The following is a 24,305-nucleotide window of genomic DNA, read 5'->3' on the forward strand; positions in this document are numbered from 1 at the left end:
CTAGAGTGCTTCGAGTATTGCGACGACGCCCTGGCCGCCGGCGGCGCAGATGGAAATAAGTCCGCGCGCAGGCCTTCCCTCGACGGCGCCTCTGGCCTGCAGCATCTTGGCCAGCGAGGCCACGATGCGTCCGCCGGTGGCTGCGAACGGGTGGCCCGCGGCCAGGGAGGAGCCGTTGACGTTCAGCTTGGTGCGGTCGATGCTGCCGAAGGCACCCTCAAGTCCCAGCCGGGTGCGGCCGAACTCATCATCTTCCCAAGCGGCCAGGGTGCTCAGGACAGTCCCGGCGAAGGCTTCGTGGATCTCAAAGAAGTCGAAGTCATCCAGCGTCAGTCCGTTGCGGGCCAGCAACCTGGGGACCGCAAACGCGGGGGCCATAAGCAGTCCGTCCTTGCCGTGGACGAAGTCCACGGCGGCAGCTTCACCATCCACGACGGTGGCGAGCTTCGGCAGGTCATGTGCATCAGCCCAGTCTTCGGATGCGAGCAGGACCGTGGAGGCCCCGTCGGTCAGCGGTGTGGAGTTTCCCGCCGTCATGGTGGCCTCGGCGCCGAGGCTCTTCCCGAAGACGGGCTTGAGTGTAGCCAGCTTCTCCAGTGTGGTGTCCGCCCTCAGGTTGGAGTCCTTGGCGAGGCCGCGGTATGGCGTCAGGAGGTCATCGAAGAATCCTGCGTCATACGCGGCGGAAAGGTTGCGGTGGCTGTTGAAAGCCAGCTCATCCTGCGCCTCCCGCGAAATGTTCCACTGCGCGGTGGTCAGCGCCTGGTGCTCGCCCATGGACAGGCCGGTGCGTGGCTCCCCCGTACTCGGAGCATCGGGGGCCAGGTCCTTGGGCCGCAGCCGGCTGAGCACCTGCAGGCGCTGGGGAAGGGTCTTGGCGCGGTTGAGGTCCAGGAGTATCTCGCGGAGGCCCTCACTGACAGCAATGGGGGCATCCGACGCCGAGTCGACACCACCGGCGATGGCGGAATCGATCTGGCCCAATTTGATCTTGTTGGCCAGGCCTAGAACCGTTTCGAGGCCGGTGGCGCACGCCTGCTGCAGGTCGTAGGCGGGGGTTTCCGCCGACAACGCCGAACCCAGGACTGCCTCGCGGGTGAGGTTGAAGTCGCGCGAGTGTTTGAGCACGGCCCCGGCCGCAACCTCGCCGATCCGCTCATCCTGGAGGCCAAACCTGGCGATAAGACCGTCCAGTGCGGCGGTGAGCATGTCCTGGTTGGAAGACTTCGTGTAGGCCCCGCCGGACCGGGCAAACGGGATCCGGTTACCACCCACAATTACGGCCCGGCGGACTGGACGCGCCGCGCCGGAAGTCGTGGGGCTGGCGAATTCGTGGGGTCCGGTGCCGGACTGTCCATTGACGGACATGGGTGACTCCTCTGATCTGCGACGGTTACCGATACCCAGCGTACCTGATACGCTGAGTATCGTGAACAACCTCCACTCAGAAGTCCAGACGCCGGCCACCGGCTCAAATGCCGACGGCCGTTCGGCCCGCTGGCAGACGCATCGGGAGGAACGACGCCGGGAGCTCATCAAGTCCGCACGCCGCGCGGTTCACGCGCTGGGCAGCGATGCCTCTATGGAGGAGATTGCAGCGGCCTCCGGCACATCAAAGTCGGTCTTTTATCGCTACTTCGGCGACAAGGCAGGACTGCAGCACGCTGTCGGGGAAGTTGTCCTGAGCCAGATGCAGCGCAAGATCCGCGAAGCGGCCCAGGGTGCCCAGACGCCTAGGGAAGGGCTGCTTGCCATGATTTCGGCCTATCTCCAGATGGCGGAAACCAGCCCCAACGTCTATAGCTTCGTCACCCGCTATGCGCCAGTGGACGCAGACGGTCCGCAGGGATCGGCGGCCATCTCCGGAGCCCTAGGACACTTCTTTGATTCCATCGCCGAGATGATTGCGGCGCCGATGCGGACCCACCTCGGGGATGGCAAAGAAGCGGTGATTGGCTACTGGCCCACGGCGGCCATCGGCCTGGTCCGGAATGCCGGCGAGCAATGGCTCAGCACACCTGATTCGGCGGCGAAGCCGGACCAGGAAGCCATGGCCCGCCAGATCACGGCCTGGCTATGTGTGGGAATCGCCCCCGAGCTTAACCCTGCCAGCGCGCCATGATTCCGCCCCAAGAACCTCACACCCTCCTGTCAGAACCAACGAAGGACATTGACATGACCGAAGTAGTGGACCGCACCACCGGCCCGGAGGCCGCCGTCACCAACCCCACCGCCGGCCACAGAACGGCTGCGCAGCCCGCCGTCGACGTTGCCGCGCTCGGCGAGCAGCTCCTGGGTAAATGGGCGGAATCCCGCCGGCAATCGCGCGCGCTGGCCAGCGACCCGGCACTGCACAAGATCGAAGGACTGACGCACACCGAACACCGGACGCGGGCGTTCGGCCAATTGAAGTACCTCGTGGACAACAACGCCGTGCAGCGGGCCTTCCCGGCAGCACTGGGCGGTTCCGATGATCACGGCGGCAACGTGGCCAGGTTCGAGGAACTGGTCACCGCCGATCCGTCCCTGCAGATCAAGGCCGGCGTCCAGTGGGGTCTCTTCGGCTCGGCCGTGATGCACCTGGGCACGCAGGAGCATCACACCAAGTGGCTGCCAGGCATCATGAGCCTAGAGATCCCCGGCTGCTTCGCCATGACGGAGACCGGCCACGGTTCCGATGTGGCCAGCATCGCCACCACTGCGACCTACGACGCCGAAACCCAGGAATTTCTGGTCCACACACCGTTCCGGGCTGCGTGGAAGGACTACATCGGCAATGCAGCCATCGACGGCCTCGGCGCCGTCGTTTTCGCCCAGCTCGTGACAAACGGCGTCAACCATGGAGTGCATGCCTTCTACGTTGACCTCCGGGACCCCCAGACCAAGGAATTCATGCCCGGGATTGGTGGTGAGGACGACGGTATCAAAGGCGGCCTCAACGGGATCGACAACGGCCGGCTGCATTTCGACAACGTCCGCATTCCCCGCACGAACCTCCTGAACCGCTACGGCGATGTGGCACCTGACGGGACCTACACGTCCTCCATTGCCAGCCCCGGCCGACGCTTTTTCACCATGCTGGGAACCCTCGTCCAGGGCCGCGTGTCGCTGGACGGCGCTGCCGTGGCGGCGTCGAAGGTCGCACTGACGGCAGCCATCCGCTATGCCACCGAACGGCGCCAGTTCAACGCGTCCTCGCACACTGACGAAGAGGTCCTCCTGGACTACCAGCGCCACCAGCGGCGCCTGTTTACCAGGCTGGCCACCACGTACGCCGCGGGCTTCGCGCACGAGCAGCTCCTCCAGAAATTCGACGACGTCTTTTCCGGCGCCCACGATACCGATGAGGACAGGCAGGATCTGGAAACACTCGCCGCAGCCCTGAAGCCGCTGAGCACCTGGCATGCCCTGGACACCCTGCAGGAATGCCGTGAGGCGTGCGGCGGCGCCGGCTTCCTGATCGAAAACCGCTTTGCCTCCCTTCGTGCGGACCTGGACGTCTACGTCACGTTTGAGGGCGACAACACCGTGCTGCTCCAGCTTGTGGCCAAGCGCCTCCTGGCCGACTACGCCAAGGAGTTCAGGAATGTCGATTTTGGCGTCCTTGCACGCTACGTGGTTGCCCAGGCAACGGGCGTCGCGATCCATCGCACCGGCCTGCGGCAGGTGGCACAGTTCGTCGCCGATACCGGATCAGTCCAGAAGGCTGCCATTGCGCTCCGGGACGAGGAAGGCCAGCGCGCCCTCCTGACGGACCGCGTCCAGACCATGGTGGCCGACGTCGGGTCGGCCCTGAAAGGCGCCAACAAACTGCCCGTCGAAAAGGGGGCGGCCCTCTTCAACCAGCACCAGAACGAGCTGATCGATGCCGCCCAGGCGCACGCCGAGCTCCTGCAATGGGAGGCGTTCACGGAGGCCCTGGAAGATGTCACGGACCCGGGCACCAAAAGGGTCCTGACCTGGCTGCGCGATCTGTTCGGCCTGTCGCTGATCGAAAAGAACCTGTCCTGGTACCTGATGAACGGCCGGCTCTCCATGCAACGGGCACGCACCGTGGGTGATTACATCAACCGGCTCCTGGTCAAGATCAGGCCCCACGCCCTGGACCTTGTGGACGCCTTCGGGTACGGCGATGACCACGTGCGGGCGGCGATCGCCACCGGTGCCGAGAAGGCCCGGCAGGACGAGGCCCGCGCCTACGTCAGAGCACAGCGGGCCAGCGGCAACGCACCCGTCGACGAAAAGGTGCTGCTGGCGCGCACATCAGCCGGCGGCCTCACCCAGCCGAACTGACCGCAGCTCCGCGTTCCACTCGCGGGGCAACGCGCGACGGCGCCGCTCCCCTCTGTGGGGGGCGGCGCCGTCGTGCGCTGTTGGGTCACTAGTGCTGCTGTTCCTGCCGTCCGTCAGGAAAGCACTGAGCGGTAGACCTCTAGGGTGGTCTCGGTGATGGAGTCCCAGGAGAAGTGCTCCTCCGCGCGGCGGCGGCCGGCCTGGCCCATGGCACGTGCCCGTTCGGGATCGGACACCACCTCGGTCAGAGCGGCGGCAAATTCCGTCACGAACTTCTCCGGATCAAGCGGTGTGCCGGTACCGTCGGTGACCTGCTCGAGGTCCACCAACAGGCCAGTCTCGCCATGCTGGACCACCTCGGGAATACCGCCCGTAGCGCTGGCCACCACGGCAGCACCGCAGGCCATCGCCTCGAGGTTGACGATGCCCAGCGGTTCATAGATGGACGGGCAGGCGAACGCTGTGGCGTGGCTGAGGACCTGGATGAGTTCGTTCCGCGGCAGCATCCGTTCGATCAGCACGACGCCGGTCCGCTGGCTCTGTAGCTCCTCGATCAGGCGTGCAGTTTCTGCGGCGAGCTCGGGGGTATCCGCCGCCCCAAGGCACAGCACGAGCTGCACATCGGCCGGAAGCTTCGCGGCGGCACGCAGGAGGTAAGGCACGCCCTTCTGGCGCGTGTTGCGGCCGACAAACACCACGCTCGGCCTGTCCGGATCAATGCCCAGGGCGCGGACGGTGTCCTGGTTTTCGTCGCGCTGCCACAGTTTGACGTCGATGCCGTTGTGGACCACCCTGACTTTGGCAGGGTCAACGTCGGGGTAGCTGCGGAGGATGTCCTGGCGCATGCCTTCCGAAACGGCGATGATCGCCGCTGCTGCCTCGTAGGCGGTTTTCTCGACCCAGGAGGACAACGCGTAGCCGCCACCAAGCTGCTCGGCCTTCCACGGCCTCAGGGGCTCCAGGCTGTGGGCGCTCAATACGTGCGGGATGCCGTGGAGCAGAGACGCAAGATGGCCGGCCATGTTCGCATACCAGGTGTGCGAATGGACCAGATCGGCGCCTGCCACGTCCGGCACGATGCGCAGGTCCACCCCGAGCGTCTGGACGGCGGCGTTGGCCGAGCCCAGGTCTTCGGGAACGGAATAGGAGGTCACCCCGGCACCGTGGTAATCGGCGTCGCGGGGTGCACCGAAGGCACGAACCTGCAGGTCAACATGCTTACTAAGCACCCTGCTCAATTCCGCTACGTGGACTCCGGCGCCTCCGTAGATCTCGGGCGGGAACTCTTTAGTCACAATGTCTATTCGCACGTTACCCAAGGTAGTCCTTCCGCACTATCTGTTCTAGTGTGAAGGGGTCCGGGCGTGCCGGACTGTTTGGGGAGTTACGAAGGCGTACAGGAGCTACTACCATGCCGTTGAATAAAAGAGTCCTGGCCATTGTCCTCGCGGGCGGCGAGGGAAATCGGCTAATGCCGCTGACGGCAGACCGGGCGAAACCTGCAGTGCCTTTTGCCGGCAGCTACCGGCTGATCGACTTTGCGCTGTCCAACCTGGTGAATTCACGCTACTTGCAGATCGTGGTCCTGACCCAGTACAAGTCCCACAGCCTTGACCGCCACATTTCCGAGACCTGGCGGATGTCCACGCAGCTGGGCAATTATGTGGCGTCCGTGCCGGCGCAGCAGCGCGTCGGCAAGAGCTGGTTCCTCGGCAGCGCCAACGCCATCTACCAGTCCCTGAACCTGATCCATGACGCCAACCCCGACATCGTCGTCGTGGTTGGTGCGGACCACGTGTACCGCATGGACTTCGCCCAGATGGTGGAGCAGCATGTGCAGAGCGGTGCCAAGGCCACTGTGGCCGCCGTGCGCCAGCCGTTGAGCATGGCCAACCAGTTCGGTGTGATCGAGGTGGACCAGGAGGACCCGCAGAAGATCGCCGCATTTGTGGAAAAGCCCGCCACAACTCCTGGCCTGGCCGCTGATCCCACCCAGTTCCTGGCTTCCATGGGCAACTACGTCTTTGACGCCGACGCGTTGGTGGATGCCCTTCACGTGGACGCCGAACGGCTCGACACCAAGCACGACATGGGCGGGGACATCATCCCCTACTTCGTCAGCCAGGGTGAGGCCGGAGTCTACGACTTCACCCTCAACGACATTCCCGGCTCCACGGAACGCGACCGGACCTACTGGCGCGACGTCGGCACCATCGATTCGTTCTACGACGCCCACATTGACCTCATCTCGCCATTGCCGGTGTTCAACCTCTACAACTCTGAATGGCCCATTTACACGCGGCAGAGCATCTCCCCGCCGGCCAAGTTCGTCCGCGGCGAAAACGACACCGTGGGCACCGCCCTGGACTCCATTGTGTCCAGCGGCGTGGTCATCTCCGGCGGCGTGGTGGAGGGATCCGTCCTGTCCAATGACGTCTTTGTGGGTAACGGCAGCAGGGTCATCGACTCGGTCCTGATGGACAAGGTGAACATCGGCAAGGGCGCCGTAGTCAACCGGGCCATCCTGGACAAAAACGTGAAGGTGCCGGCTGGCGCCGCGATCGGCCTGGACCATGACCTGGACCGCGCCCGCGGATTCAAGGTGACCGAGTCCGGCATCACCGTGCTCGCCAAGGGCCAGCAGGTGCCTGAGCCCGGGGAGGCGGAACGGGCGCTTGCCGCCAGGAACCTTCACCTTGTACCCAATGCCATCAAAGCGGCCACGGCCAACTATCCAGAAATCCGCGAATCTGTGGAACAGGTTGCTGCGGTCCATGCGGAGGCGGCATCCCAGGCCGCCCCGGGCGGCCGCCGCTCCTAGGCGAGGGACGGGCAGGCCCGGCAGGACAGCGAACAGCTGGACCCGGTCGGGCCGGATCTTCCCCAGGCTGTAAAATCGGTACAATGAGCTCCCCCGATCTGTCGCCTGAGGAAATCCAGGCCTGCCTCAAGGTTTTGAACACCATCCACGTCTATGACGAGGAACACCCCGACTATGTCTCGGTGCGCCGTGCCACCGGGAAGTTGTTCAAGGCCGTGAAGCGTCACCGCCGCGTCACCAAACGGGACCTGATCTCCGAAGCCGACCGGGCCGTCATCGCCCAGACGGCAACGGCAGCACCGGACCGGATCGACGACGAGACCCGCGGCAACAAGCTGGAGACCTCGGCGACGGGCAAGGTGGCCGGGCACCTGATCCGTTCCCGCCCCTGCTATATCTGCAAGAAGCACTACACGCAGGTGGACGCCTTTTATCATCAGCTCTGCCCCGAATGCGCCGCCTTCAGCCACAGCAAGCGGGATGCCCGCACCGACCTGACAGGCCGGCGTGCGCTGCTCACCGGCGGGCGGGCCAAAATCGGCATGTACATCGCGCTGCGCCTGCTCCGGGATGGCGCGCACACCACCATCACCACCAGGTTCCCCAAAGACGCCGCACGCCGTTTTGCGGCAATGGAAGACAGCAGCGAGTGGCTGCACCGGCTCCGGATCGTGGGCATCGACCTGCGCGACCCGTCACAGGTGATGGCCCTGACGGATTCGCTCAACGCCGCGGGCCCCCTGGACATCATCATCAACAACGCCGCCCAAACGGTGCGCCGATCCGGCAACGCCTACAAACCCCTGGTGGACGCGGAGGACGAGCCGCTGCCCGCCGCGCTGGAGCCGGCCAACGGCGGACCGGAACTGGTGACGTTCGGCCACGCCCACGACAAACACCCCCTCGCCCTGGCGAGCAGTGTCACGGATCACCCGGTGCTGGCCGGCGACGCCATCACTTCGCTGGCGCTCTCCACCGGCTCGGCCTCGCTGGAGCGGATCGCCTCCGGAACAGCGATCGACGCCGGCGGGCTCGTCCCGGACCTGGCCGACATCAACAGCTGGACCCAGGTGGTGGACGAGGTTGACCCCCTGGAAATGCTGGAAGTCCAACTCTGCAACGTCACGGCCCCGTTCCTGCTGGTTAGCAGGCTCAGGGACGCCATGAAGCGCTCCACGGCGCACCGGAAGTACATCGTCAACGTCTCCGCCATGGAAGGCCAGTTCTCCCGCGCCTACAAGGGCCCCGGGCATCCGCACACCAACATGGCCAAGGCAGCCCTGAACATGATGACCCGCACCAGCGCCCAGGAAATGCTGGACGCCGACGGGATCCTGATGACTGCGGTGGACACCGGCTGGATCACTGACGAACGGCCGCACTTCACCAAGGTCCGCCTCATGGAGGAGGGCTTCCACGCGCCTCTGGACCTGGTGGACGGCGCCGCCCGCGTCTACGATCCGATCGTGATGGGCGAAAACGGCGAGGACCAGTACGGGGTCTTCCTCAAGGACTACAAGCCCAGCCCCTGGTAGGACGGACACTTTCCTGGCCGGAGGGTTGGGCGTAGGCTCGGCGGCATGAGCAGCGAAGCAACGTCCAGCGACCCAACGTCCAGCGACCCAACGTCCGGCGAGTCCAACTCCAACGAGTCCACGTCCCAGGTCCAGAACCTGGAACACCATGAATGCTGGGCACTGTTGCGGACGGTTTCCGTCGGCAGGCTGGCCGTCCTGGTGGACGGCCAGCCTGATATCTTCCCCATCAACTACACGGTGGATGGCGGAACGTTAGTCTTCCGCACCGGCGCAGGAACGAAGCTGGCCGCCGCCTCAGGAGGTGCCGCTGTGGCGTTGGAGGCCGACGGCGTGGATGCCGTCAGTGGCCTCGCCTGGAGCGTGGTGGTCAAGGGACCGGCAAAGGCCATCACTGGAACCGAGGGCATCCTGGACTCCGCAGCCCTGTATCTTTTCCCATGGCAGGCCGGGAAGAAGGACACCTTTGTCCGGGTGAGCCCGGGAACAGTGACCGGGCGCCGGTTCAAAGTCACAGCACCCATGACCTGGTGGACCCAGCTCTCCGGAGCGGCCAAGGCAGCTCCGGAGTAGTCCTGGGCAGGACCTTGGGCACGACGAGGAAATGCCCCCGACTGCCTAAGCGAGGCGGGTAATTTCCACGCTCACGCTCAGCGCCGAACCGCCGCCGCCGGACAGGATGCCCTTCAACGGCGGCACGTCCCGGTAGTCCCGGCCCCTGGCGACGGTGACGTGGTAATCGCCTGCCGGCTTGTGGTTCGTGGGATCCCAGCTGCGCCAGTCCCCGTCCCAGAACTCCAGCCAGGCATGTGACTGGCCGGCGACTGTCTCGCCGATGGCCGCCGTCGACCTCGGGTGCAGGTATCCCGAGACGTACCGGGCGGGAATGCCGCAGCTGCGCAGCGCGCCGATGGCGAGGTGTGCGAGGTCCTGGCAGACACCCTGCCGCTGGCCCCAGGCCTCCTCCGCGTTGGTGGTGACCGCGGTGGAGCCGGACATGTACGTCATCTCGCCGCGCATCCATTCGAAGATGGCCATGGCGGCCTCGTGCGGGTTCTTGCCCTCTACGACACCTGGAATGATTCCCAGTACCTCGACGCCGGGACCACTCAGCTGGGACTGCGGCAGCCAGTCACTGAACGTATTCAACGACTCCTTCGATGCCAGGACGTCCCAGCCAGCGATGTCAGCGTCGGCGGGGATTTTTTCCGCCCGGTGCACTTCAACGGTGATGTTGGAAACGACCTCAAGGTGGTCGTGCGGCATCTGCATGTCGAATGCTGTGACCCGTGTGCCCCAGTAGTCCCGGTAGTTGCTTACGGCCGCCTGCGACGGCGAGACCTTGAGCACGGACTCAAGGACCACCTGCTGCGGATCGGTCAGGGGCGTCATGCGCGCCTCATTGTAGGACAGCGTGACGCGCTTGTTGTACTTGTAAGCCGTGGTGTGGATGATGCTCAGCCGGGTCATGAAACTTCTCCCACCCAGGCCAGTTCGTCTGCCTGATTGAAGTATTTACGGGAAATGGCGTCCGAGGCCTGTGAGACGGCCTTCTGCACGCGTTCCATGTGCTCGGGCAGTTCGGACATTAGATCGTCCGTCCGGTGGAACTCGAGAAACGTACGGGCCTGGCCCACGATCCGGCGGGCGTCGTTGATAAAGCCCACGCGCTGTGCAGAAGGGTCCAGCTTGGCGAGGCACTCATCGGCGTCCCGCAGGGCGTAGACGATGGACCGTGGAAACAGCCGGTCGAGCAGGAGGAACTCGGCGGCGTGCTGGTCCCCGAAGGCGGCTCGGCGCGTCCGCAGGAACGACTCATAGGCGCCCGCGCACCGCAGCATGTTGACCCAGGACATGCCCGCAGAGAGGACATCCCGAGTGGAGAGCATCCGCGCGGTCATGTCGGCGCGCTCCAGGGACCGGCCCAACACCAGGAACAGCCAGCTTTCGTCATGGCTAACCGTGGTGTCGGCCAGGCCACTGACCATGGCCGTCCGTTCCAGCGTCCAGTTGCAGAAGCGGTACGTCCCCACTACGTCCTTGCGGTGCTGGCTCAGCCCGTAGTAGGTGGTGTTGAGGCTTTCCCAGAGGCCCGAGGACACGGTCTCGCGGGCACGCCGTGCGTTTTCGCGGGCTGCGCCCAGCGACCCAGCGATGGACGTTGCGCTGGTTTTGTCGTATGCCAGGGCGTGGAGGAGTTCGGGCAGGCCGAAGTCTTCGCTCTGCGGCCGGGCACCCATGACTGCGAGCAGTTCCTGGGCCACCCTGCGGCGTTCGTCCATGGGGAGGTGGTTCAGGCGTTCAAGGTGCACGTCCAGGATCCGGGCGGTGCCGTCGGCCCGCTCCACATAGCGTCCGATCCAAAATAGGGACTCAGCAATACGGCTAAGCATTCGCGGTGACCTCCTGCGCGTCCGAAATCTGTGGGGATGCCCCCGTGACCAATTGTGCCGGTTCGATGGCCCGGCTCACTGCTGCTGCTCCGACTGGCGGTCGCGCCAGTTGCTCTCCACTGGCCAGACGGACACCCGCTCACGGATGGAAATTGTGGGCCGAGGAACAGTTTCGACCGGCACCTGGGGTGAGTCTGCCAGCACCCATGTGTCCTTGGAGCCGCCGCCCTGGCTGGAGTTCACAATGAGGGAGCCTTCCTTGAGCGCCACCCTGGTGAGTCCGCCGGGAAGCACCCAGACGTCGTCGCCGTCGTTGACAGCAAAGGGGCGCAGGTCCACGTGCCGCGGGCCGAACTTGTCCCCGCCGAGCGTGGGCACTGTGGAAAGCTGCAGGACCGGCTGGGCGATCCAGCCGCGCGGGTCCGCGACGACTCGCTTGCGCAGGGCCTCGAGTTCATCATTGGAGGCGTCCGGCCCGATGACCAGGCCCTTGCCGCCGGAGCCGTCCACGGGCTTCACCACAAGCTCAGCCAGGTTGTCCAGGACATATTCCCTGGAATCCTTCTCCTCCAGCCGGAACGTATCCACGTTCGCGATGACGGGCTCCTCGCTGAGGTAGTAGCGGATGAGGTCCGGAACGTAGCTGTAGACAAGTTTGTCGTCGGCCACGCCGTTGCCCACGGCGTTGGCGATGGTCACGCCGCCGGCCCTGGCGGCGTTGACCAGTCCCGGGCAGCCGAGCATGGAATCCGAGCGGAACTGCAGGGGGTCCAGGAACTCGTCGTCGATGCGTTTGTAGATCACGTCCACGCGCTGTTCACCGGCCGTGGTGCGCATGTAGACGCGGTTGCCGCGGCAGATGAGGTCGCGGCCTTCGACGAGTTCGACGCCCATCAGGCCGGCCAGCAGGGTGTGTTCGAAGTAGGCGCTGTTAAAGACGCCGGGGGTCAGCACCACTACCGTGGGATCGTCGACGCCGGCGGGAGCCGTTTTGCGCAGGGCAGACAGCAGCCGGCGGGGGTACTCTTCGACCGGCCGGATGAGCTGCTGGCCAAACGCTTCGGGCAGGCCCTTGGCCATGGCCCGCCGGTTTTCCAGGACGTAGCTGACGCCGGACGGCACCCGCACATTGTCTTCCAGGACGCGGAAGGTGCCAGCGGCGTCGCGCACCACATCGATGCCGGAGATGTGCACGCGGACTCCGCCGGCCGGCTCGAAGCCGTGCACCTGGCGGTGGAAGTGGGCGCTGGTGGTGACGAGCTGGCGCGGTATGACGCCGTCTGCCACCACGTTCATTTTGTCGTAGACGTCGTTGAGGAACGCTTCCAGGGCCCGGACGCGCTGCGCCACGCCCTTTTCCAGCACGGTCCACTCATCGGCGGGGATAACGCGGGGGACGATGTCGAGCGGAAACGGCCGCTCCTCCCCCGCGAAGTCAAAGGTCACGCCGCGGTCCAGGAAGGTCCGTGCCATGGAGTCCGCCCGGGCGCTGACGTCGGCGAGGGAGAGCTTGCTTAGGGCATCGGCCACCTGGCCGTACGACTCGCGTGCTTCCTGGCCGGGAGTGAACATCTCGTCGTAGGCGCCCGTGCGCCCGGCGGCCTCGGAGTAATCCTGGAATAGGTCTGACATGTCCTTTAGCCAACCATCTTTTTGTTTCGAAATCATTACCGCCATCCATTGTGGCGTGTTGCCGCTGGGCATCAGCGGTTCGTTGAATCCGTGTCCTATCCGGCAAGGTTAGTGAGTGCCAGAGACAAGTAATCCAGGGAGCTCGGGAGCCGGCGGGAACAAAGGCCGCCGAAGCGCCCTGCGGGCCAGCCTTCGCGGTGTGGCGATGCGTTCCCGCAGGCTCCTGCCGGGCCTCCTAACGGCGGTCCCCGCCCTGGCCGTTGCCTTCGCTGTACATGCCGTGGCGCCGGCACTGCCGGCCATGACCAGTGCCGTTGCGCTGGGCCTGCTCGCCGCAAACCTGCCCGGCACAGCCGTCTGGATCGCTGGCCGGGCGCGCCCGGGCCTGGACTTCGCGGGCAAGCACCTGATGCGGGGCGGCATCGTCCTGCTTGGCCTCAAAGTGAGCATCATGGACATCCTGGGCCTGGGCTGGCTGGCCATGGTCCTCATCACGGGCGTGGTGCTTCTGAGTTTCGGCGGCACATACCTGATGGTGCGGTTGTTCCGGCTGCCGAGTGAAACGGCACTGCTGGTGGCCACCGGCTTTTCGATCTGCGGGGCGTCCGCCATCGGAGCCATGGCGGCCGTGCGCCGGATCCGGCATGCGGATACCGTCCTGCCGGTGGCGCTGGTGACACTGTGCGGCACGCTGGCGATCGGCATCCTGCCGCTGCTGATGCATCCCCTGCAATTGAGCCCGCTCGCTTTCGGCGCCTGGACGGGTGCGTCGGTGCACGACGTCGGCCAGGTGGTGGCCACGGCGCAAACTGCCGGCACCGCGGCACTGGGCATCGCCGTCGTCGTTAAGCTCACCCGCGTGCTGCTCCTGGCACCGGTGGTTGCCGTGGCGGGCCTGCACCACCGCATGCGCACATCGGGCCAACACGCGCTGCCGCCGCTGGTGCCCCTGTTCGTAGTGGGGTTCGTGGCCATGGTGGGGCTTCGGTCCACGGGCTGGCTGTCCGACGGCTGGCTCGACGCCGGTGCCGGGCTGCAGGACATTCTCCTGGGGGCGGCGCTGTTCGGGCTCGGGTCCGCCGTGCGGATCCGCACGCTGCTGCACACCGGAGCAAGGGCACTGCTAGCGGCGCTGGCGGCATGGCTGCTGATCGCGCTGCTGGGCCTGGCAGCGGCCCTGCTGATGACCGCCTAGGCCGGCGTCCGGATGGTGAGCCGCAGGCCCGGATCCCGTGATTAGATAGCTGAGTGTCACATGAGAATCTGCAGCGCAATGAAGCCGCTCAACGGTCAGCCCTGATCAGCACCCACAGTTACGACGTCTCCCTGGATGTGCGGCAGGCAGCGGACCCGCACGTGGCGGGCTACACCAGCCGCAGCGTTATCAACTTCTCCGCAGCCGTGCCGGTCCAGGGGCAGGTGGCGTCCACATTCCTGGATTTCATCGCCGGCGAAGTCCACAGCGTGTTCCTCAACGGCAAAGGACTCCCCGTGGCCGACGTGGTGGACGGTTCCCGGATCCGCCTGGACAACCTGCAGGCAGAAAACCAGGTCACTGTCACCGGCACCGCCCTTTACAGCCGGTCCGGCGAGGGCATGCACCGCTTTGTGGATCCCGCCGACGGCCAGTGCTACCTCTACACGCAGTACGAACCCGCCGACGCCCGGCGCGTGTTCGCCAACTTTGAACAGCCCGACCTCAAGGCCGAGTACACGTTCCACGTCATGGCACCGTCCGGCTGGGAGGTGGCCTCCAACGGTGTGGAAGCTGCCCGCACGCAGCTGACCAGCGATCCGGACACCAGCCGCTGGGACTTCGCCACCACACGCCCCATGTCCACCTACATCACCACAGTCCTTGCCGGGCCCTACTTCAAAGCCCAGGACCACTGGAGCGCCACACTCGACGACGGCACACCGCTGGGGGTGCCCCTGGCCCTGTACTGCCGGGCTTCCATGGCGGAATCCTTCGATGCTGCTGAGGTCTTCCGCCTGACCAAAAACGGGCTGGACTTCTTCAACCGGCTGTTCGACTACACGTACCCCTGGGGGAAATACGACCAGGCCTTTGTCCCGGAATACAACCTGGGCGCGATGGAAAACCCGGGGCTGGTCACCTTCACCGAAAGCTATGTGTTCACGTCCCGCGCCACCGACGCGCAGTACCAGGCACGGGCCAATACGCTGATGCACGAAATGGCCCACATGTGGTTCGGCGACCTCGTCACGATGCAGTGGTGGGACGACCTGTGGCTGAAGGAGTCCTTCGCGGACTATATGGGCACCCTCGGCGTGGACCGCGCCACCGACTGGGACACGGCGTGGGTGAACTTCGCCGACAAACGCAAGGCCTGGGCCTATGTCCAGGACCAGCTGCCCACCACCCACCCGATCGTGGCCGACATCCCCGACCTCGAGGCCGCCAAGCAGAACTTCGACGGCATTACCTATGCCAAGGGCGCGTCCGTGCTCAAGCAGCTGGTGGCGTACGTGGGGTTTGACGCGTTCATCGCCGGCTCACGGCAGTACTTCCGCGACCACGCCTACGGGAACACCACCCTGGCGGACCTCCTGAAAGCCCTCATTGCTGCTTCCGGCCGCGACCTTGCCGGCTGGGCCGCCGCCTGGCTGCAGACCTCCGGCATCTCCACGCTGTCCGTGGAGACCGGGACGCACGACGGCGAACTGGGCGCCGTGACGATCGTCCAGGATGCGGTGGACCCCGTCACCGGACGGGAGGAACTGCGGCCGCACCGGCTGCGCGTGGGCTCGTACAACTTCGACGCCGACGGCGCCCTGGTCCGCACGGGGAGTGTCGAAACGGACGTTGCCGGAGCGCGGACGGAGGTCCCGGAACTGGCCGGGCAGCCGCGGCCCGCCCTCCTGCTCGTCAACGACGATGACCTCACCTACGCCAAAGTGCGGCTGGACCCGGTGTCCGAGGCAACGGTCCTGGCCTCGCTGGACCGGATCACCGATCCCATGGCCCGAGCCCTCTGCTGGACCGCGCTGTGGAACTCCGCCCGCGACGGCGAAAGCCCGGCCTCCCGCTACGTGGAGGCGGTGACGTCGTTCGGGCCGTCCGAGACGGGAGTCGGCGTGCTGCTGAACATCCTCGAGAACGCCGCCACCGCCGTCGAACGCTACACCCCCTTGGCCCAACGCGACGCGGTACGCGGCGCCTTCCTGGCGGCGGCCGACGCCCAGCTGGGTAAGGCAGCGCCGGGCTCGGACTACCAGCTGGCCTGGGCGCGGACGCTCGCCGCCGTCAGCCGTCACGACGCTGCCCTCCTCCCCCGGCTCAGGGGCCTCCTGGACGGCACGGTGGTGGTGGACGGCCTGGCCGTGGACGCCGAGCTGCGCTGGAGCCTCTGGCACGCCCTGGCGGCCAACGGGCAGGCCACCCCCGACGAGCTGGACGCAGAACTCGAACGGGACACCACCGCCTCGGGCCGGGCGGGCCACGCCACCGCGCTGGCCGCCCGTCCGGAGCCTGAGGTGAAGGCCGCCGCCTGGCAGGAGGCCGTGGAGGGGACGGGGCTGTCAAACCAGCTTCTCAGTGCCACCATCGTCGGCTTTGCCACGGCTCCGGCTGCCCTGCTGGACCCCTATGTGGAGCCCTACTTCGAGTGCCTCCGCGGTGTCTGGGACAAGCGGAGCATCGAAATCGCCAGCCGGATCGTCCGGGGACTGTATCCCATGGCGCAGGATCTGCCGGCGGGGACCCTGCCAGCGGACCACCCCATGGTGCTCCGCGCGGATGCCTGGCTGGAGGCCAATACCGACGCTCCGCGGGCCCTGCGCAGGATCATCATTGAGCAGCGCAGCCACTTGCTCCGGGCACTCACCGCACAGCTGCAGTAGGTCACACCGGCAAGGGCTTACGGGACCCGGTGCAGCCAATCCTCGGCGCCGAACTTGGTGACCACCCGGTCCCGGGCGGCACTGAGCTCGGCGGCCGTGAGTTCGGAGGGGGTGGCGGCGTACCGTTCGCTGAACACTTCCATCATGGCCGCGATGATCTCCGTGCGGGCCAGTCCGGTCTGCCGGCGCAGCGGATCAACCCGCTTCTTGGCGCTGCGCGTCCCCTTGTCCGAGAGTTTCTCCTTGCCGATGCGCAGCACCTCCACCATCTTGTCGGCGTCGATGTCGTAGCTCATGGTGACGTGGTGCAGCATGCCCCCGTTGGCGAGGCGTTTCTGGGCAGCACCGCCGATCTTTCCCTGGTCCGTGGCGATGTCGTTCAGGGGCACGTAAAACGCAGTCACCCCGATCTTCTCGAGGGCGGCCATCACCCAGGCGTCCAGGAACGTGTACGAGTCCGCGAAGCTGATCCCGTCCACGAGCGTCTGCGGCAGGTACAGGGAGTAGGTGATGCAGTTGCCGGCTTCCATGAACATCGCTCCGCCGCCGCTGATCCGGCGGACCACACTGATGCCGTGCCGGGCCACGCCGTCGGGATCCAGCTCATTCCGGAAGGACTGGAAACTGCCGATCACCACGGACGGTTCCTCCCAATCCCAGAACCGCAGGGTGGGGTTGCGACGGCCGGCGCCCACCTCTTCGGTCAGCACCTCGTCCAGGGCCACGTTGATATGCGTGGGCAGTACCGTGGGGGCGATGATGTTCCAGTGGTGGTCGGTCCAGGCCGTTGCCTTCGCCAGGGCGCGGCGGACGGTGACGGCCACGGCGTCGGCCGAAAAACCGAACAGGACGGCGCCGGGTGGCAGCGAACCGGTGACGGCCGCGGACAGCTCCGCCGCCGTCGTGCTTTCCGGAAGTCCTGTCAGCGCCCGGTTGATGGCAGGGAGCGCCTCGTCGGGTTCGAGGAAAAAGTCGCCGCTGAGGGAGACGTCGGCCAGGACACCGTCCACAACATCGAAGTCCACCACCACAAGTTTGCCGCCCGGGACTTTGTACTCACCGTGGTGGCTGCGGGGGCGGTCTTCAGCGGCAAATGGCGAGGCAGTCATGGCTCCCATCCTGCCCCATGATCAGGGCTCCCCGAAACGACAAAGCCCGGACGCAAAAAGCCCGCACCGTTGCCGGTGCGGGCTTTCCAAAGAACCTTGGGGGGTGAATTACTTCGCGCCGCCGAAGCCCTTGAAGCGAGCGTTGAAGCGCTCGACGCGGCCTGCAGAGTCCATGATGCGCTGCTTGCCCGTGTAGAACGGGTGGGACTCGGAGGAGATTTCGACGTCGATAACCGGGTAGGTGTTTCCGTCTTCCCACTCGATGGTCTTCTTGGAAGACACGGTGGACTTGGTCAGGAAACTGACGCCGGAAGCCAGGTCGTTGAAAACAACAGCTTCGTACTTCGGGTGGATATCAGACTTCATAATGGGGCCTTTGTTCGCACAACTGGATTTTGCCAGCTGCCAGGTATGAATGGGATGGCTGGTGTCTGCTTCACTGCCGCAAGGCAGAAAGCGCAGGACAGCCAGCTGTTAATAATAGCTGATCAACGCAGACCTTGCTAACCGCGGGGCCGGAGTTCCCAGAACGCCACAGCGGAGGCCGCCGCCACGTTGAGGGAGTCCACGCCAGGGCGCATGGGGATCTTCACGGCGAGGTCGACGGCGGCAAGCGTCCCGGCGCTCATGCCGGCGCCTTCGGTGCCGAGTACCAGGGCCAGCCGGTCCGGATTCCGCCCGGCCAGCGCGTCCACGTCCACGGCGTCCTCTGTGAGTTCCAGCGCGGCCACTGTGAAGCCGGCGTCCTTGAGCAGGGACAGGTCCTGCGGCCAGGACTCCAGCCGCGCCCAGGGCACCTGGAAGACCGTTCCCATGCTGACCCGGACACTGCGGCGGTAGAGCGGGTCGCCGCAGCGCGGCGAAATCAGGACGGCATCGATGTCGAGGGCAGCGGCCGACCGGAAGATGGCGCCCACGTTGGTGTGGTCCACAATGTCCTCCAGGACCGCGACCCGGCGCGCGCCGGCCAGCAGCTCGCGGAGGGGCACCGGTTCGGGCCGCTGCATGGCTGCCATGGCGCCGCGGTGGAGGTGGAATCCGGTGATCTCTTCGAGCAGGGCGGCGCTTCCAATGAATGCAGGAACGTCCGGATAGTCGCTGAGGACATCCTGCAGGTCAGCCAGCCATTTCTCCGCCAGGAAGAACGACCTTGGCCGGTGGCCCGCTGCCAACGCCCGGCGGAGGACCCGCGAGGATTCGGCGATGTACATTCCTTCAGCCGGTTCACGGAGCTTCCGCAGGTGAACGTCCGTCAGCTGCGTGTAGTCGGAGACGCGGGGGTCCCCGGCGGATTCAAGATAGTGGATTGTCACCGGCTGATTATTTCAGCAGGTTAGCGATCATAAAGCCCAGCGCCACCAGTCCGAGCGCAAAGATCACGCCGCGAAGGACCGGCGGGGAAAGCCGGCGCCCCACCTTGGAGCCGACGACGCCGCCGATGAGGGAGCTGACAGCGATGATGGCCACCACAGCCCAGTTGATGCGGCCGAACGCGAACAGAAGATAGGAGGCCGCCGCCACGATGTTCACGCCCAGGACCAGGATGTTCTTCATGGCGTTGGCGTTCTGGATGGTGCCGGTGAGGAACACGCCCAGGATGCCCACCAGGAGGATCCCCTGGGCGGCCACGAAGTAGCCGCCGTAGACGCCGGCCAAGTACACCAGTACCACCAGAAGCAGGCCGTGGCGTTTGTCCCTGATGGCGTGCTCGGGGTTTTCCTCCCTGGTGCGCACCCACTGTTGGAGCCGGGGCTGGAAGACCACCATCAGCAGTGCCAGCACGATCAGGGCCGGAGCGGCGTAGTGGAACACCTTTTCCGGAAGGTGCAGCAGCAGCCAAGCACCGCTGATGCCCCCCAACAGGGAGGCAGGAAGCAGCCTGAGCAGCTGCTGGCCCCGGCCTTTGAGTTCCTTCCGGTACCCCCACGCGCCGGCGGCATTGCCTGCCACCAACCCCATGGCATTGCTGATGGACGCTGTCACCGGCGCAATGCCGAGGGCGATGAGGACCGGGAAGGTGACAAGGGTGCCGGAGCCTACAACGGCGTTGATGGTGCCGGCCCACAGGCCGGCAAAAAACACAAAGATGCTGCTGAGAAGATCCACGGTTGGCGGCGCCGCGGCCTAGCGGCGGGCGGTGGCGGTGGCGGTGTAGCGGCCGGCGTTGGCGCTGACGTCCAGGTCCACACCGAAGGTCTTGCTGAGGTGCTCCGCCGTCAGGACACCCTCGAGGGGTCCGGCTGCCACCACGTTGGAGTCACGGAGCAGCATGGCGTGGGTGAAGCCAGGCGGCACTTCTTCGAGGTGGTGGGTGACCAGGACAATGGCCGGAGCGGCCTCATCACGGGCCAGTTCGCTGAGGCGGTGCACCAGGTCCTCGCGCCCACCCAGGTCCAGGCCGGCGGCAGGTTCGTCCAGCAGGAGGAGTTCCGGGTCAGTCATGAGGGCACGGGCAATCTGGACGCGCTTGCGCTCACCCTCGGACAGGGACGCGAACGCCCTGTTCAGGAACGGACCCATGCCCCAGTCATTCAGCAGCCGGAAAGCCCGGCGTTCGTCAGCCTTCTCATAGCCCTCACGCCAGCGCCCCGTGACGCCGTAAGCCGCGGTGACAACAACGTTGAGGACCGTTTCGTGTCCGGGAATCTGATTGGCCAGTGCGGCAGAGGACAGTCCAATACGGGGACGGAGTTCAAAAACGTCCACGGAGCCGAGGATTTCCTCCAGGATGCCGGCCATGCCGCTGGTGGGGTGAAGACGGGCTGCAGCAATCTGCAGGAGAGTGGTCTTGCCTGCGCCGTTGGGTCCGAGGATGACCCAGCGCTCGCCCTCCTTGACCTGCCAGTCCACCTTGTTCAGGAGCGTCTTAGACCCACGGACAACGCTGACGGCGGCCAATTCAAGAACATCACTCATAAGAGTAGACACTAGGACAAAACAGGGACGGACTGATAACTGAAACGTGGACAGCGACGCTTGTCACAGTCCCGGCCACGCCCGTCTGGTGGCTGGCCCACGGGTTCGCCATCAACGTGGCGCAATCAATTCGGGCGGCTCTCCCCCGCTGGCTAAGATTGCAGCCATGACTTCGAACGTGACTGCGGTCAGCTATGGCCCAAAACTGACTGCCTCCGGGCTCGACAAGCTGCGCTCCGCCCTGACGGGCAGTGGCGCCACGCTCCAATCCGAATCAAGGGGCGGGGACAGCCGGTTTGAGGTCCACACTGCCGAGCTCGCCCTCGCCGATGGCACGGACGCTGGTATTTCGGCCCTCCGCAGGGCGTTGGGCGAGGCGGCGCAGGATGGCCTGGACACCGCCATCGTTCCCGCTGGCCTGCGGGCGGCTCCGCGGAAGCTGCTGATCATGGACGTTGATTCGACGCTGATCCAGCAGGAAGTCATCGAGCTCCTGGCGGCCTATGCGGGCAAGCGGGAGGAGGTGGCGGCAGTTACCGAAGCGGCGATGCGCGGTGAACTGGACTTCGCGCAGAGCCTCCACGCGCGGGTGGCCGTGCTCGCAGGGCTGCCGGCCGCCGTCGTCGATTCCGTCCGGGCGGAAGTGAAGCTGAGCGAAGGTGCCGCTGAGCTGGTTGCGGCGTTCAAGGCTGCAGGCCACGTGGTGGCCGTGGTGTCCGGCGGGTTCAACCAGATCCTGGGTCCCATCGCTGAGGATCTGGGCCTGGACCACTGGCTGGCGAACGAGCTTGAGATTGTGGATGGCGCCCTGACCGGCAAGGTGCTCGGTGCCGTCATCGACCGTGCGGCGAAGGAAAAGTACCTGCGCGAGTGGGCGGCCGCCGAAGGTATCGCGATGGAACACACCATTGCCGTGGGCGACGGCGCCAACGACCTGGACATGCTCGGGGCTGCCGGGATCGGAGTGGCGTTCAATGCCAAACCTGCGGTCCGGGCAGTTGCGGACTCTGCGATCAACATGCCGTACCTCGACGCCGTGCGCCACATCGCCGGCGTCTGAAGCTCCGCAGGCCTCGTCCCGCAGCCGGCCGGGTCGAAATCACCCGGGTCTGCTCAGCCGGTCGGCGGCGTGAACTGGCTCGCGGTGAATACGGCTCCGCCGGGATCCCGGATCAGGACGGTACGCGTCCATTCGGTGTCGTCCTGCCCCAGGATGACGGCGCCGAGGCGCTCAGCATCCCGGGCCGTACGGTCCCGGTCTGCGACAGTAAACGTCACGTGCCACTGCGGACGCTCACCGGGCGCCGCGGAGGCAAGTCAGGCGACAGCGTCCTCGAAGCCGCGGGGGACGAGGTCGCCCGCCTGGCGAACCCGGATGTTGGGGTCCACGGCGGCTTCGAGGTGGTCACCGTATCCGGGGTGGCGGCGGATCATCGTTCCGAAGTCGAGGTTGTCGAACTGCCAGTCGAATGCCTTCGTGTAGAAGGCGACTGCTGCCTCGGTGTCTGTGGTGTGGAGGTCACTGAAGTTCCATCCGCGGGAAGGTTGACCGCCTGGGCGCCGAGTCGCCCGCGAGTCTGCCAGATGCGGAACTCGGCGCCGTCGGGATCTGCCAGTGCCGCCGGACGGGGCGGTGTCCTCGAACTCCCACCCGAAGATTCCGCCGTAGAAGTGCATGGCGACTTCCACGTCGGGCTGCTGGGTGTCCACCCAACAGGGAACACCTGCCGGATAGCTACGGCCCGTCACCTCTGGTTGCTGTGCCATGCATAAAACCCTAAGCGGCCCTGCCCCCCATAGACAACGCCCTCGACAATGCCCTCCACAGACACACGGACAGACAGGCTAGGCTCCAGCGACAGACAAAAGCCCCGGGCAGGAGTACTGCCCGGAGCTCGTCGTGGTGATGAGGTTTTTGCCGCGTGGAAATACGGCCCTTCCGGGATGCCCGGAAGGGCTACTCGGCGCCCTTGCCGAAGTAGTCGGAGCCGCCGGCGTACTCCGTGTGGCCGGATTCGACATCCGCCGTCGCCATGCTGGCCACAACTTCAGCGAACTCCTCCACGGAGTAGAGCTTTCCGGCCTCGGCGCGGCGGGCTTCGATGGCGCCCGGGTTCGAGCGGTCCAGCAGCGTCGCCGTGACGGTGCCTTCGATCATGTCGCCGGACACAACCACCAGCGAGATGCCCTTCTCAGCCAGGTTCGGAAGGAGCTCACGCAGGGCGTCCTCGCCGGCACGCTTGCTGCGGGCCACGGGCTCGTATTCGGGCATGGTGGGCACGGAGTTGATGAAGTGCGCCTGGTGGCTGGTCACGAAGACCACGCGTGAGCCTTCCTTCATCAGGGGCACCGCGGCGTTGAGCATGTTGACCTGGGCATCGCGGTTCAGCTTCAGGGCGTAGTCGTCTGCCATGCCGGACTCCATGCCGCCAGAAGCGTTGAGCACCAGGACGTCCAGCGAACCGAAGTTCTCCATGGCCGCGCTGGCCAAGGCCTGTACGCCTTCCTGGGTGGTGAGGTCCGCGCCCACGGCAGTGGCGCGGCCGCCGGCAGCTTCAATTCCTGCGACCACCTTGTTGGCGCGCGGCGCCTTCTGGCGGTAATTAACTACGATGGCAGCGCCTTCGGCAGCGAGGTTCTTGGCCACCTCAGCGCCGATTCCCCGTGAGGATCCGGTCACAATGGCGGTTTTGTTGTCCAGCAGTCCCATATGGGCTCCTTTGTTCGAAACGTCTAAATCGCTTGAGGTCTGGAGTCCATCATGCCAGCGCCTTCTCCACATTCGCTTGTTCGACCCCGACAAAGAAGCCCGGCTGCGCTAGTTCCACGAAGCCTCCTGGCAGTGTTCCGCCCGGCGTATGCTCCCCCTATGACGGGCAGCGCCGGAACTGCATCCACACCGGAGGAGGTCTTCAGGGACTCACCTGCCGGAATTCCCGAACCGGCGCGGCTTCGCCTACGTCTGGAATCCGCGCCGGTTCCGGAAGACCTCTTGGTCAGTGTTCTGTGGTCAGTGGCCCATGCCGAGTCCGCCGTCAACGGGGATGACGGCGCCGGAAATGTAGGCCGCCTCGTCGCTGGAAATCCAACGGACCACGTTCGCCACTTCCGAAGCCTCGGCAAACCGGCCGGCAGGTATGCCGGAAAGGTAGTTTTTCTGGGTGGCTTCGGGCAGTTCCGCCGTCATGTCCGTGTTAATGAATCCCGGGGCCACCACGTTTGCCGTGATCCCGCGTGAACCCAGCTCGCGGGTCAGGGACCGGGCGATTCCCACCAGACCGGCCTTGGAAGCGGAGTAGTTGATCTGGCCCGGCGCGCCATAGAGGCCGGAGACCGAGGAAATGAGGACCACACGGCCCTTGCGCATCCGAATCATGCCCTTCGAGGCGCGCTTGATGACACGGAAAGCGCCGGTGAGGTTGGTGTCGATCACCGATGTGAAGTCGTCTTCGCTCATCCGCATCAGGAGCGTGTCCTTGGTGATTCCCGCGTTTGCCACCAAGACCTCAACGGGCCCGTGCGCAGCTTCCACCTCGGCGAAGGCCGCATCCACAGAGGCCTCATCAGTCACATCCGCCTTCACGCCCAGAATCCCGGCCGGCAGCTCCGACGGGCTCCGGTAAGTCACGGCCACCTTGTCGCCGTTGGCCACAAAAGCCTGCGCGATGGCCAGGCCGATGCCGCGGTTTCCACCGGTGATCAGGACACTGCGGGCCGTTGTAGCTGCTTCAGACATTAAACG

21 protein-coding genes and 1 pseudogene are annotated in these 24,305 nt (G+C 65.6%); 8 read left to right on the forward strand and 14 right to left on the reverse strand.

What is annotated here, in order from left to right; genetic code table 11:
- The gene (locus NG696_RS10885) at nt 1-1,368 is read right to left on the reverse strand and encodes an acetyl-CoA C-acetyltransferase (protein WP_252575380.1); all 1,368 of its coding nucleotides are present in this window, start codon (nt 1,366-1,368) and stop codon (nt 1-3) included.
- Nucleotides 1,369-1,429: 61 nt separating this feature from the next.
- Between NG696_RS10885 and NG696_RS10890 the strand changes: the two genes are divergently transcribed.
- Together NG696_RS10890 and NG696_RS10895 are read left to right on the forward strand one after the other, a co-directional pair.
- Complete coding sequence (locus NG696_RS10890; RefSeq protein WP_374208656.1) at nt 1,430-2,122, forward strand: TetR/AcrR family transcriptional regulator; 693 nt, start codon at nt 1,430-1,432, stop codon at nt 2,120-2,122.
- 53 nt (nt 2,123-2,175) lie between these two features.
- A complete protein-coding gene (locus tag NG696_RS10895) occupies nt 2,176-4,293 on the forward strand; it encodes an acyl-CoA dehydrogenase family protein (protein WP_252575381.1) in 2,118 nt (705 codons plus the stop codon).
- A gap of 113 nt (nt 4,294-4,406) precedes the next feature.
- Here NG696_RS10895 and glgA read toward each other — a convergent pair whose 3' ends face one another.
- Nucleotides 4,407-5,603 carry a glycogen synthase gene (gene glgA / locus NG696_RS10900; protein ID WP_252565351.1) on the reverse strand — a complete coding sequence of 399 codons (1,197 nt, stop codon included), beginning with the start codon at nt 5,601-5,603 and terminating at the stop codon, nt 4,407-4,409.
- A 101-nt stretch (nt 5,604-5,704) separates the two neighbouring features.
- Here glgA and glgC point away from each other — a divergent pair, with 101 nt between their 5' ends.
- The 3 genes from glgC (at nt 5,705) to NG696_RS10915 (ending at nt 9,222) form a co-directional block, all read left to right on the forward strand.
- Entirely contained in the window at nt 5,705-7,114 is a 1,410-nt protein-coding gene (glgC, locus tag NG696_RS10905; protein WP_252575382.1) for a glucose-1-phosphate adenylyltransferase, read from the forward strand.
- Nucleotides 7,115-7,197: 83 nt separating this feature from the next.
- Nucleotides 7,198-8,649 carry an SDR family NAD(P)-dependent oxidoreductase gene (locus NG696_RS10910; RefSeq protein WP_252575384.1) on the forward strand — a complete coding sequence of 484 codons (1,452 nt, stop codon included), beginning with the start codon at nt 7,198-7,200 and terminating at the stop codon, nt 8,647-8,649.
- Between the two features lie 45 nt (nt 8,650-8,694).
- A complete protein-coding gene (locus NG696_RS10915; RefSeq protein ID WP_252565345.1) occupies nt 8,695-9,222 on the forward strand; it encodes a pyridoxamine 5'-phosphate oxidase family protein in 528 nt (175 codons plus the stop codon).
- Nucleotides 9,223-9,267: 45 nt separating this feature from the next.
- On the opposite strand, the gene NG696_RS10920 is transcribed toward NG696_RS10915, so the two are convergent.
- The 3 genes from NG696_RS10920 to NG696_RS10930 all read right to left on the reverse strand — a co-directional run bounded on the left by NG696_RS10920 (nt 9,268) and on the right by NG696_RS10930 (nt 12,674).
- Nucleotides 9,268-10,119 (reverse strand): transglutaminase family protein, encoded by an 852-nt coding sequence (locus NG696_RS10920; protein ID WP_252565343.1) that lies wholly within the window; start codon nt 10,117-10,119, stop codon nt 9,268-9,270.
- Nucleotides 10,116-11,042, reverse strand: a complete 927-nt coding sequence (locus NG696_RS10925; protein WP_056339904.1) for an alpha-E domain-containing protein — start codon at nt 11,040-11,042, stop codon at nt 10,116-10,118. Before NG696_RS10925 ends, NG696_RS10920 begins: the two co-directional genes overlap by 4 nt.
- Nucleotides 11,043-11,117: 75 nt before the next feature.
- Nucleotides 11,118-12,674, reverse strand: coding sequence for a circularly permuted type 2 ATP-grasp protein (locus NG696_RS10930; protein ID WP_104061462.1), 1,557 nt, complete (start codon nt 12,672-12,674; stop codon nt 11,118-11,120).
- Between the two features lie 205 nt (nt 12,675-12,879).
- On the opposite strand from NG696_RS10930, the gene NG696_RS10935 reads away from it, so the two are divergent.
- Nucleotides 12,880-13,869: a YeiH family protein gene (locus tag NG696_RS10935; protein ID WP_252565566.1), complete on the forward strand. Its 990-nt coding sequence runs from the start codon at nt 12,880-12,882 to the stop codon at nt 13,867-13,869.
- 53 nt (nt 13,870-13,922) lie between these two features.
- Entirely contained in the window at nt 13,923-16,538 is a 2,616-nt protein-coding gene (gene pepN / locus NG696_RS10940) for an aminopeptidase N (RefSeq protein ID WP_252565341.1), read from the forward strand.
- A 17-nt stretch (nt 16,539-16,555) separates the two neighbouring features.
- Here pepN and lplAB read toward each other — a convergent pair whose 3' ends face one another.
- The 5 genes from lplAB to NG696_RS10965 all read right to left on the reverse strand — a co-directional run bounded on the left by lplAB (nt 16,556) and on the right by NG696_RS10965 (nt 20,563).
- Entirely contained in the window at nt 16,556-17,647 is a 1,092-nt protein-coding gene (gene lplAB, locus NG696_RS10945; RefSeq protein WP_252565340.1) for a lipoate-protein ligase LplAB, read from the reverse strand.
- 108 nt (nt 17,648-17,755) lie between these two features.
- Nucleotides 17,756-18,013 carry a type B 50S ribosomal protein L31 gene (locus NG696_RS10950; RefSeq protein ID WP_111909496.1) on the reverse strand — a complete coding sequence of 86 codons (258 nt, stop codon included), beginning with the start codon at nt 18,011-18,013 and terminating at the stop codon, nt 17,756-17,758.
- A 137-nt stretch (nt 18,014-18,150) separates the two neighbouring features.
- Nucleotides 18,151-18,960: a TrmH family RNA methyltransferase gene (locus NG696_RS10955; RefSeq protein ID WP_252565339.1), complete on the reverse strand. Its 810-nt coding sequence runs from the start codon at nt 18,958-18,960 to the stop codon at nt 18,151-18,153.
- 7 nt (nt 18,961-18,967) lie between these two features.
- Entirely contained in the window at nt 18,968-19,753 is a 786-nt protein-coding gene (locus NG696_RS10960) for a sulfite exporter TauE/SafE family protein (RefSeq protein WP_252565338.1), read from the reverse strand.
- 18 nt (nt 19,754-19,771) lie between these two features.
- Nucleotides 19,772-20,563: an ABC transporter ATP-binding protein gene (locus NG696_RS10965; RefSeq protein ID WP_252565337.1), complete on the reverse strand. Its 792-nt coding sequence runs from the start codon at nt 20,561-20,563 to the stop codon at nt 19,772-19,774.
- 166 nt (nt 20,564-20,729) lie between these two features.
- Here NG696_RS10965 and serB point away from each other — a divergent pair, with 166 nt between their 5' ends.
- On the forward strand, nt 20,730-21,623 hold the full coding sequence (gene serB / locus NG696_RS10970) for a phosphoserine phosphatase SerB (protein WP_252565336.1): 894 nt from the start codon (nt 20,730-20,732) through the stop codon (nt 21,621-21,623).
- A 53-nt stretch (nt 21,624-21,676) separates the two neighbouring features.
- On the opposite strand, the pseudogene NG696_RS20965 reads toward serB, so the two are convergent.
- The 4 genes and pseudogenes from NG696_RS20965 to fabG all read right to left on the reverse strand — a co-directional run.
- A pseudogene (locus NG696_RS20965) lies at nt 21,677-21,847 on the reverse strand (VOC family protein); the annotation flags it as partial.
- A gap of 33 nt (nt 21,848-21,880) precedes the next feature.
- Entirely contained in the window at nt 21,881-22,330 is a 450-nt protein-coding gene (locus NG696_RS10975; RefSeq protein WP_308291965.1) for a VOC family protein, read from the reverse strand.
- Nucleotides 22,331-22,520: 190 nt separating this feature from the next.
- Entirely contained in the window at nt 22,521-23,273 is a 753-nt protein-coding gene (locus tag NG696_RS10980) for an SDR family oxidoreductase (RefSeq protein ID WP_252565335.1), read from the reverse strand.
- Between the two features lie 300 nt (nt 23,274-23,573).
- Nucleotides 23,574-24,299 (reverse strand): 3-oxoacyl-ACP reductase FabG, encoded by a 726-nt coding sequence (gene fabG / locus NG696_RS10985; RefSeq protein ID WP_252565333.1) that lies wholly within the window; start codon nt 24,297-24,299, stop codon nt 23,574-23,576.
- Between the last annotated feature and the right edge of the window lie 6 nt (nt 24,300-24,305).

The sequence above is a fragment of the Pseudarthrobacter cellobiosi genome, assembly GCF_023913755.1.
GTDB lineage: Bacteria > Actinomycetota > Actinomycetes > Actinomycetales > Micrococcaceae > Arthrobacter > Arthrobacter cellobiosi.

Coding starts and splice junctions, on each gene's coding strand:
- NG696_RS10885 (WP_252575380.1), bottom strand. CDS start 1,368: ATGTCCGTCAATGGACAGTCCGGCACCGGACCCCACGAATTCGCCAGC.
- NG696_RS10895 (WP_252575381.1), top strand. CDS start 2,176: ATGACCGAAGTAGTGGACCGCACCACCGGCCCGGAGGCCGCCGTCACC.
- glgC (WP_252575382.1), top strand. CDS start 5,705: ATGCCGTTGAATAAAAGAGTCCTGGCCATTGTCCTCGCGGGCGGCGAG.
- NG696_RS10910 (WP_252575384.1), top strand. CDS start 7,198: ATGAGCTCCCCCGATCTGTCGCCTGAGGAAATCCAGGCCTGCCTCAAG.
- NG696_RS10915 (WP_252565345.1), top strand. CDS start 8,695: ATGAGCAGCGAAGCAACGTCCAGCGACCCAACGTCCAGCGACCCAACG.
- NG696_RS10920 (WP_252565343.1), bottom strand. CDS start 10,119: ATGACCCGGCTGAGCATCATCCACACCACGGCTTACAAGTACAACAAG.
- NG696_RS10925 (WP_056339904.1), bottom strand. CDS start 11,042: ATGCTTAGCCGTATTGCTGAGTCCCTATTTTGGATCGGACGCTATGTG.
- NG696_RS10930 (WP_104061462.1), bottom strand. CDS start 12,674: ATGTCAGACCTATTCCAGGATTACTCCGAGGCCGCCGGGCGCACGGGC.
- NG696_RS10935 (WP_252565566.1), top strand. CDS start 12,880: ATGCGTTCCCGCAGGCTCCTGCCGGGCCTCCTAACGGCGGTCCCCGCC.
- lplAB (WP_252565340.1), bottom strand. CDS start 17,647: ATGACTGCCTCGCCATTTGCCGCTGAAGACCGCCCCCGCAGCCACCAC.
- NG696_RS10950 (WP_111909496.1), bottom strand. CDS start 18,013: ATGAAGTCTGATATCCACCCGAAGTACGAAGCTGTTGTTTTCAACGAC.
- NG696_RS10965 (WP_252565337.1), bottom strand. CDS start 20,563: ATGAGTGATGTTCTTGAATTGGCCGCCGTCAGCGTTGTCCGTGGGTCT.
- serB (WP_252565336.1), top strand. CDS start 20,730: ATGACTTCGAACGTGACTGCGGTCAGCTATGGCCCAAAACTGACTGCC.
- NG696_RS10975 (WP_308291965.1), bottom strand. CDS start 22,330: ATGGCACAGCAACCAGAGGTGACGGGCCGTAGCTATCCGGCAGGTGTT.
- NG696_RS10980 (WP_252565335.1), bottom strand. CDS start 23,273: ATGGGACTGCTGGACAACAAAACCGCCATTGTGACCGGATCCTCACGG.
- fabG (WP_252565333.1), bottom strand. CDS start 24,299: ATGTCTGAAGCAGCTACAACGGCCCGCAGTGTCCTGATCACCGGTGGA.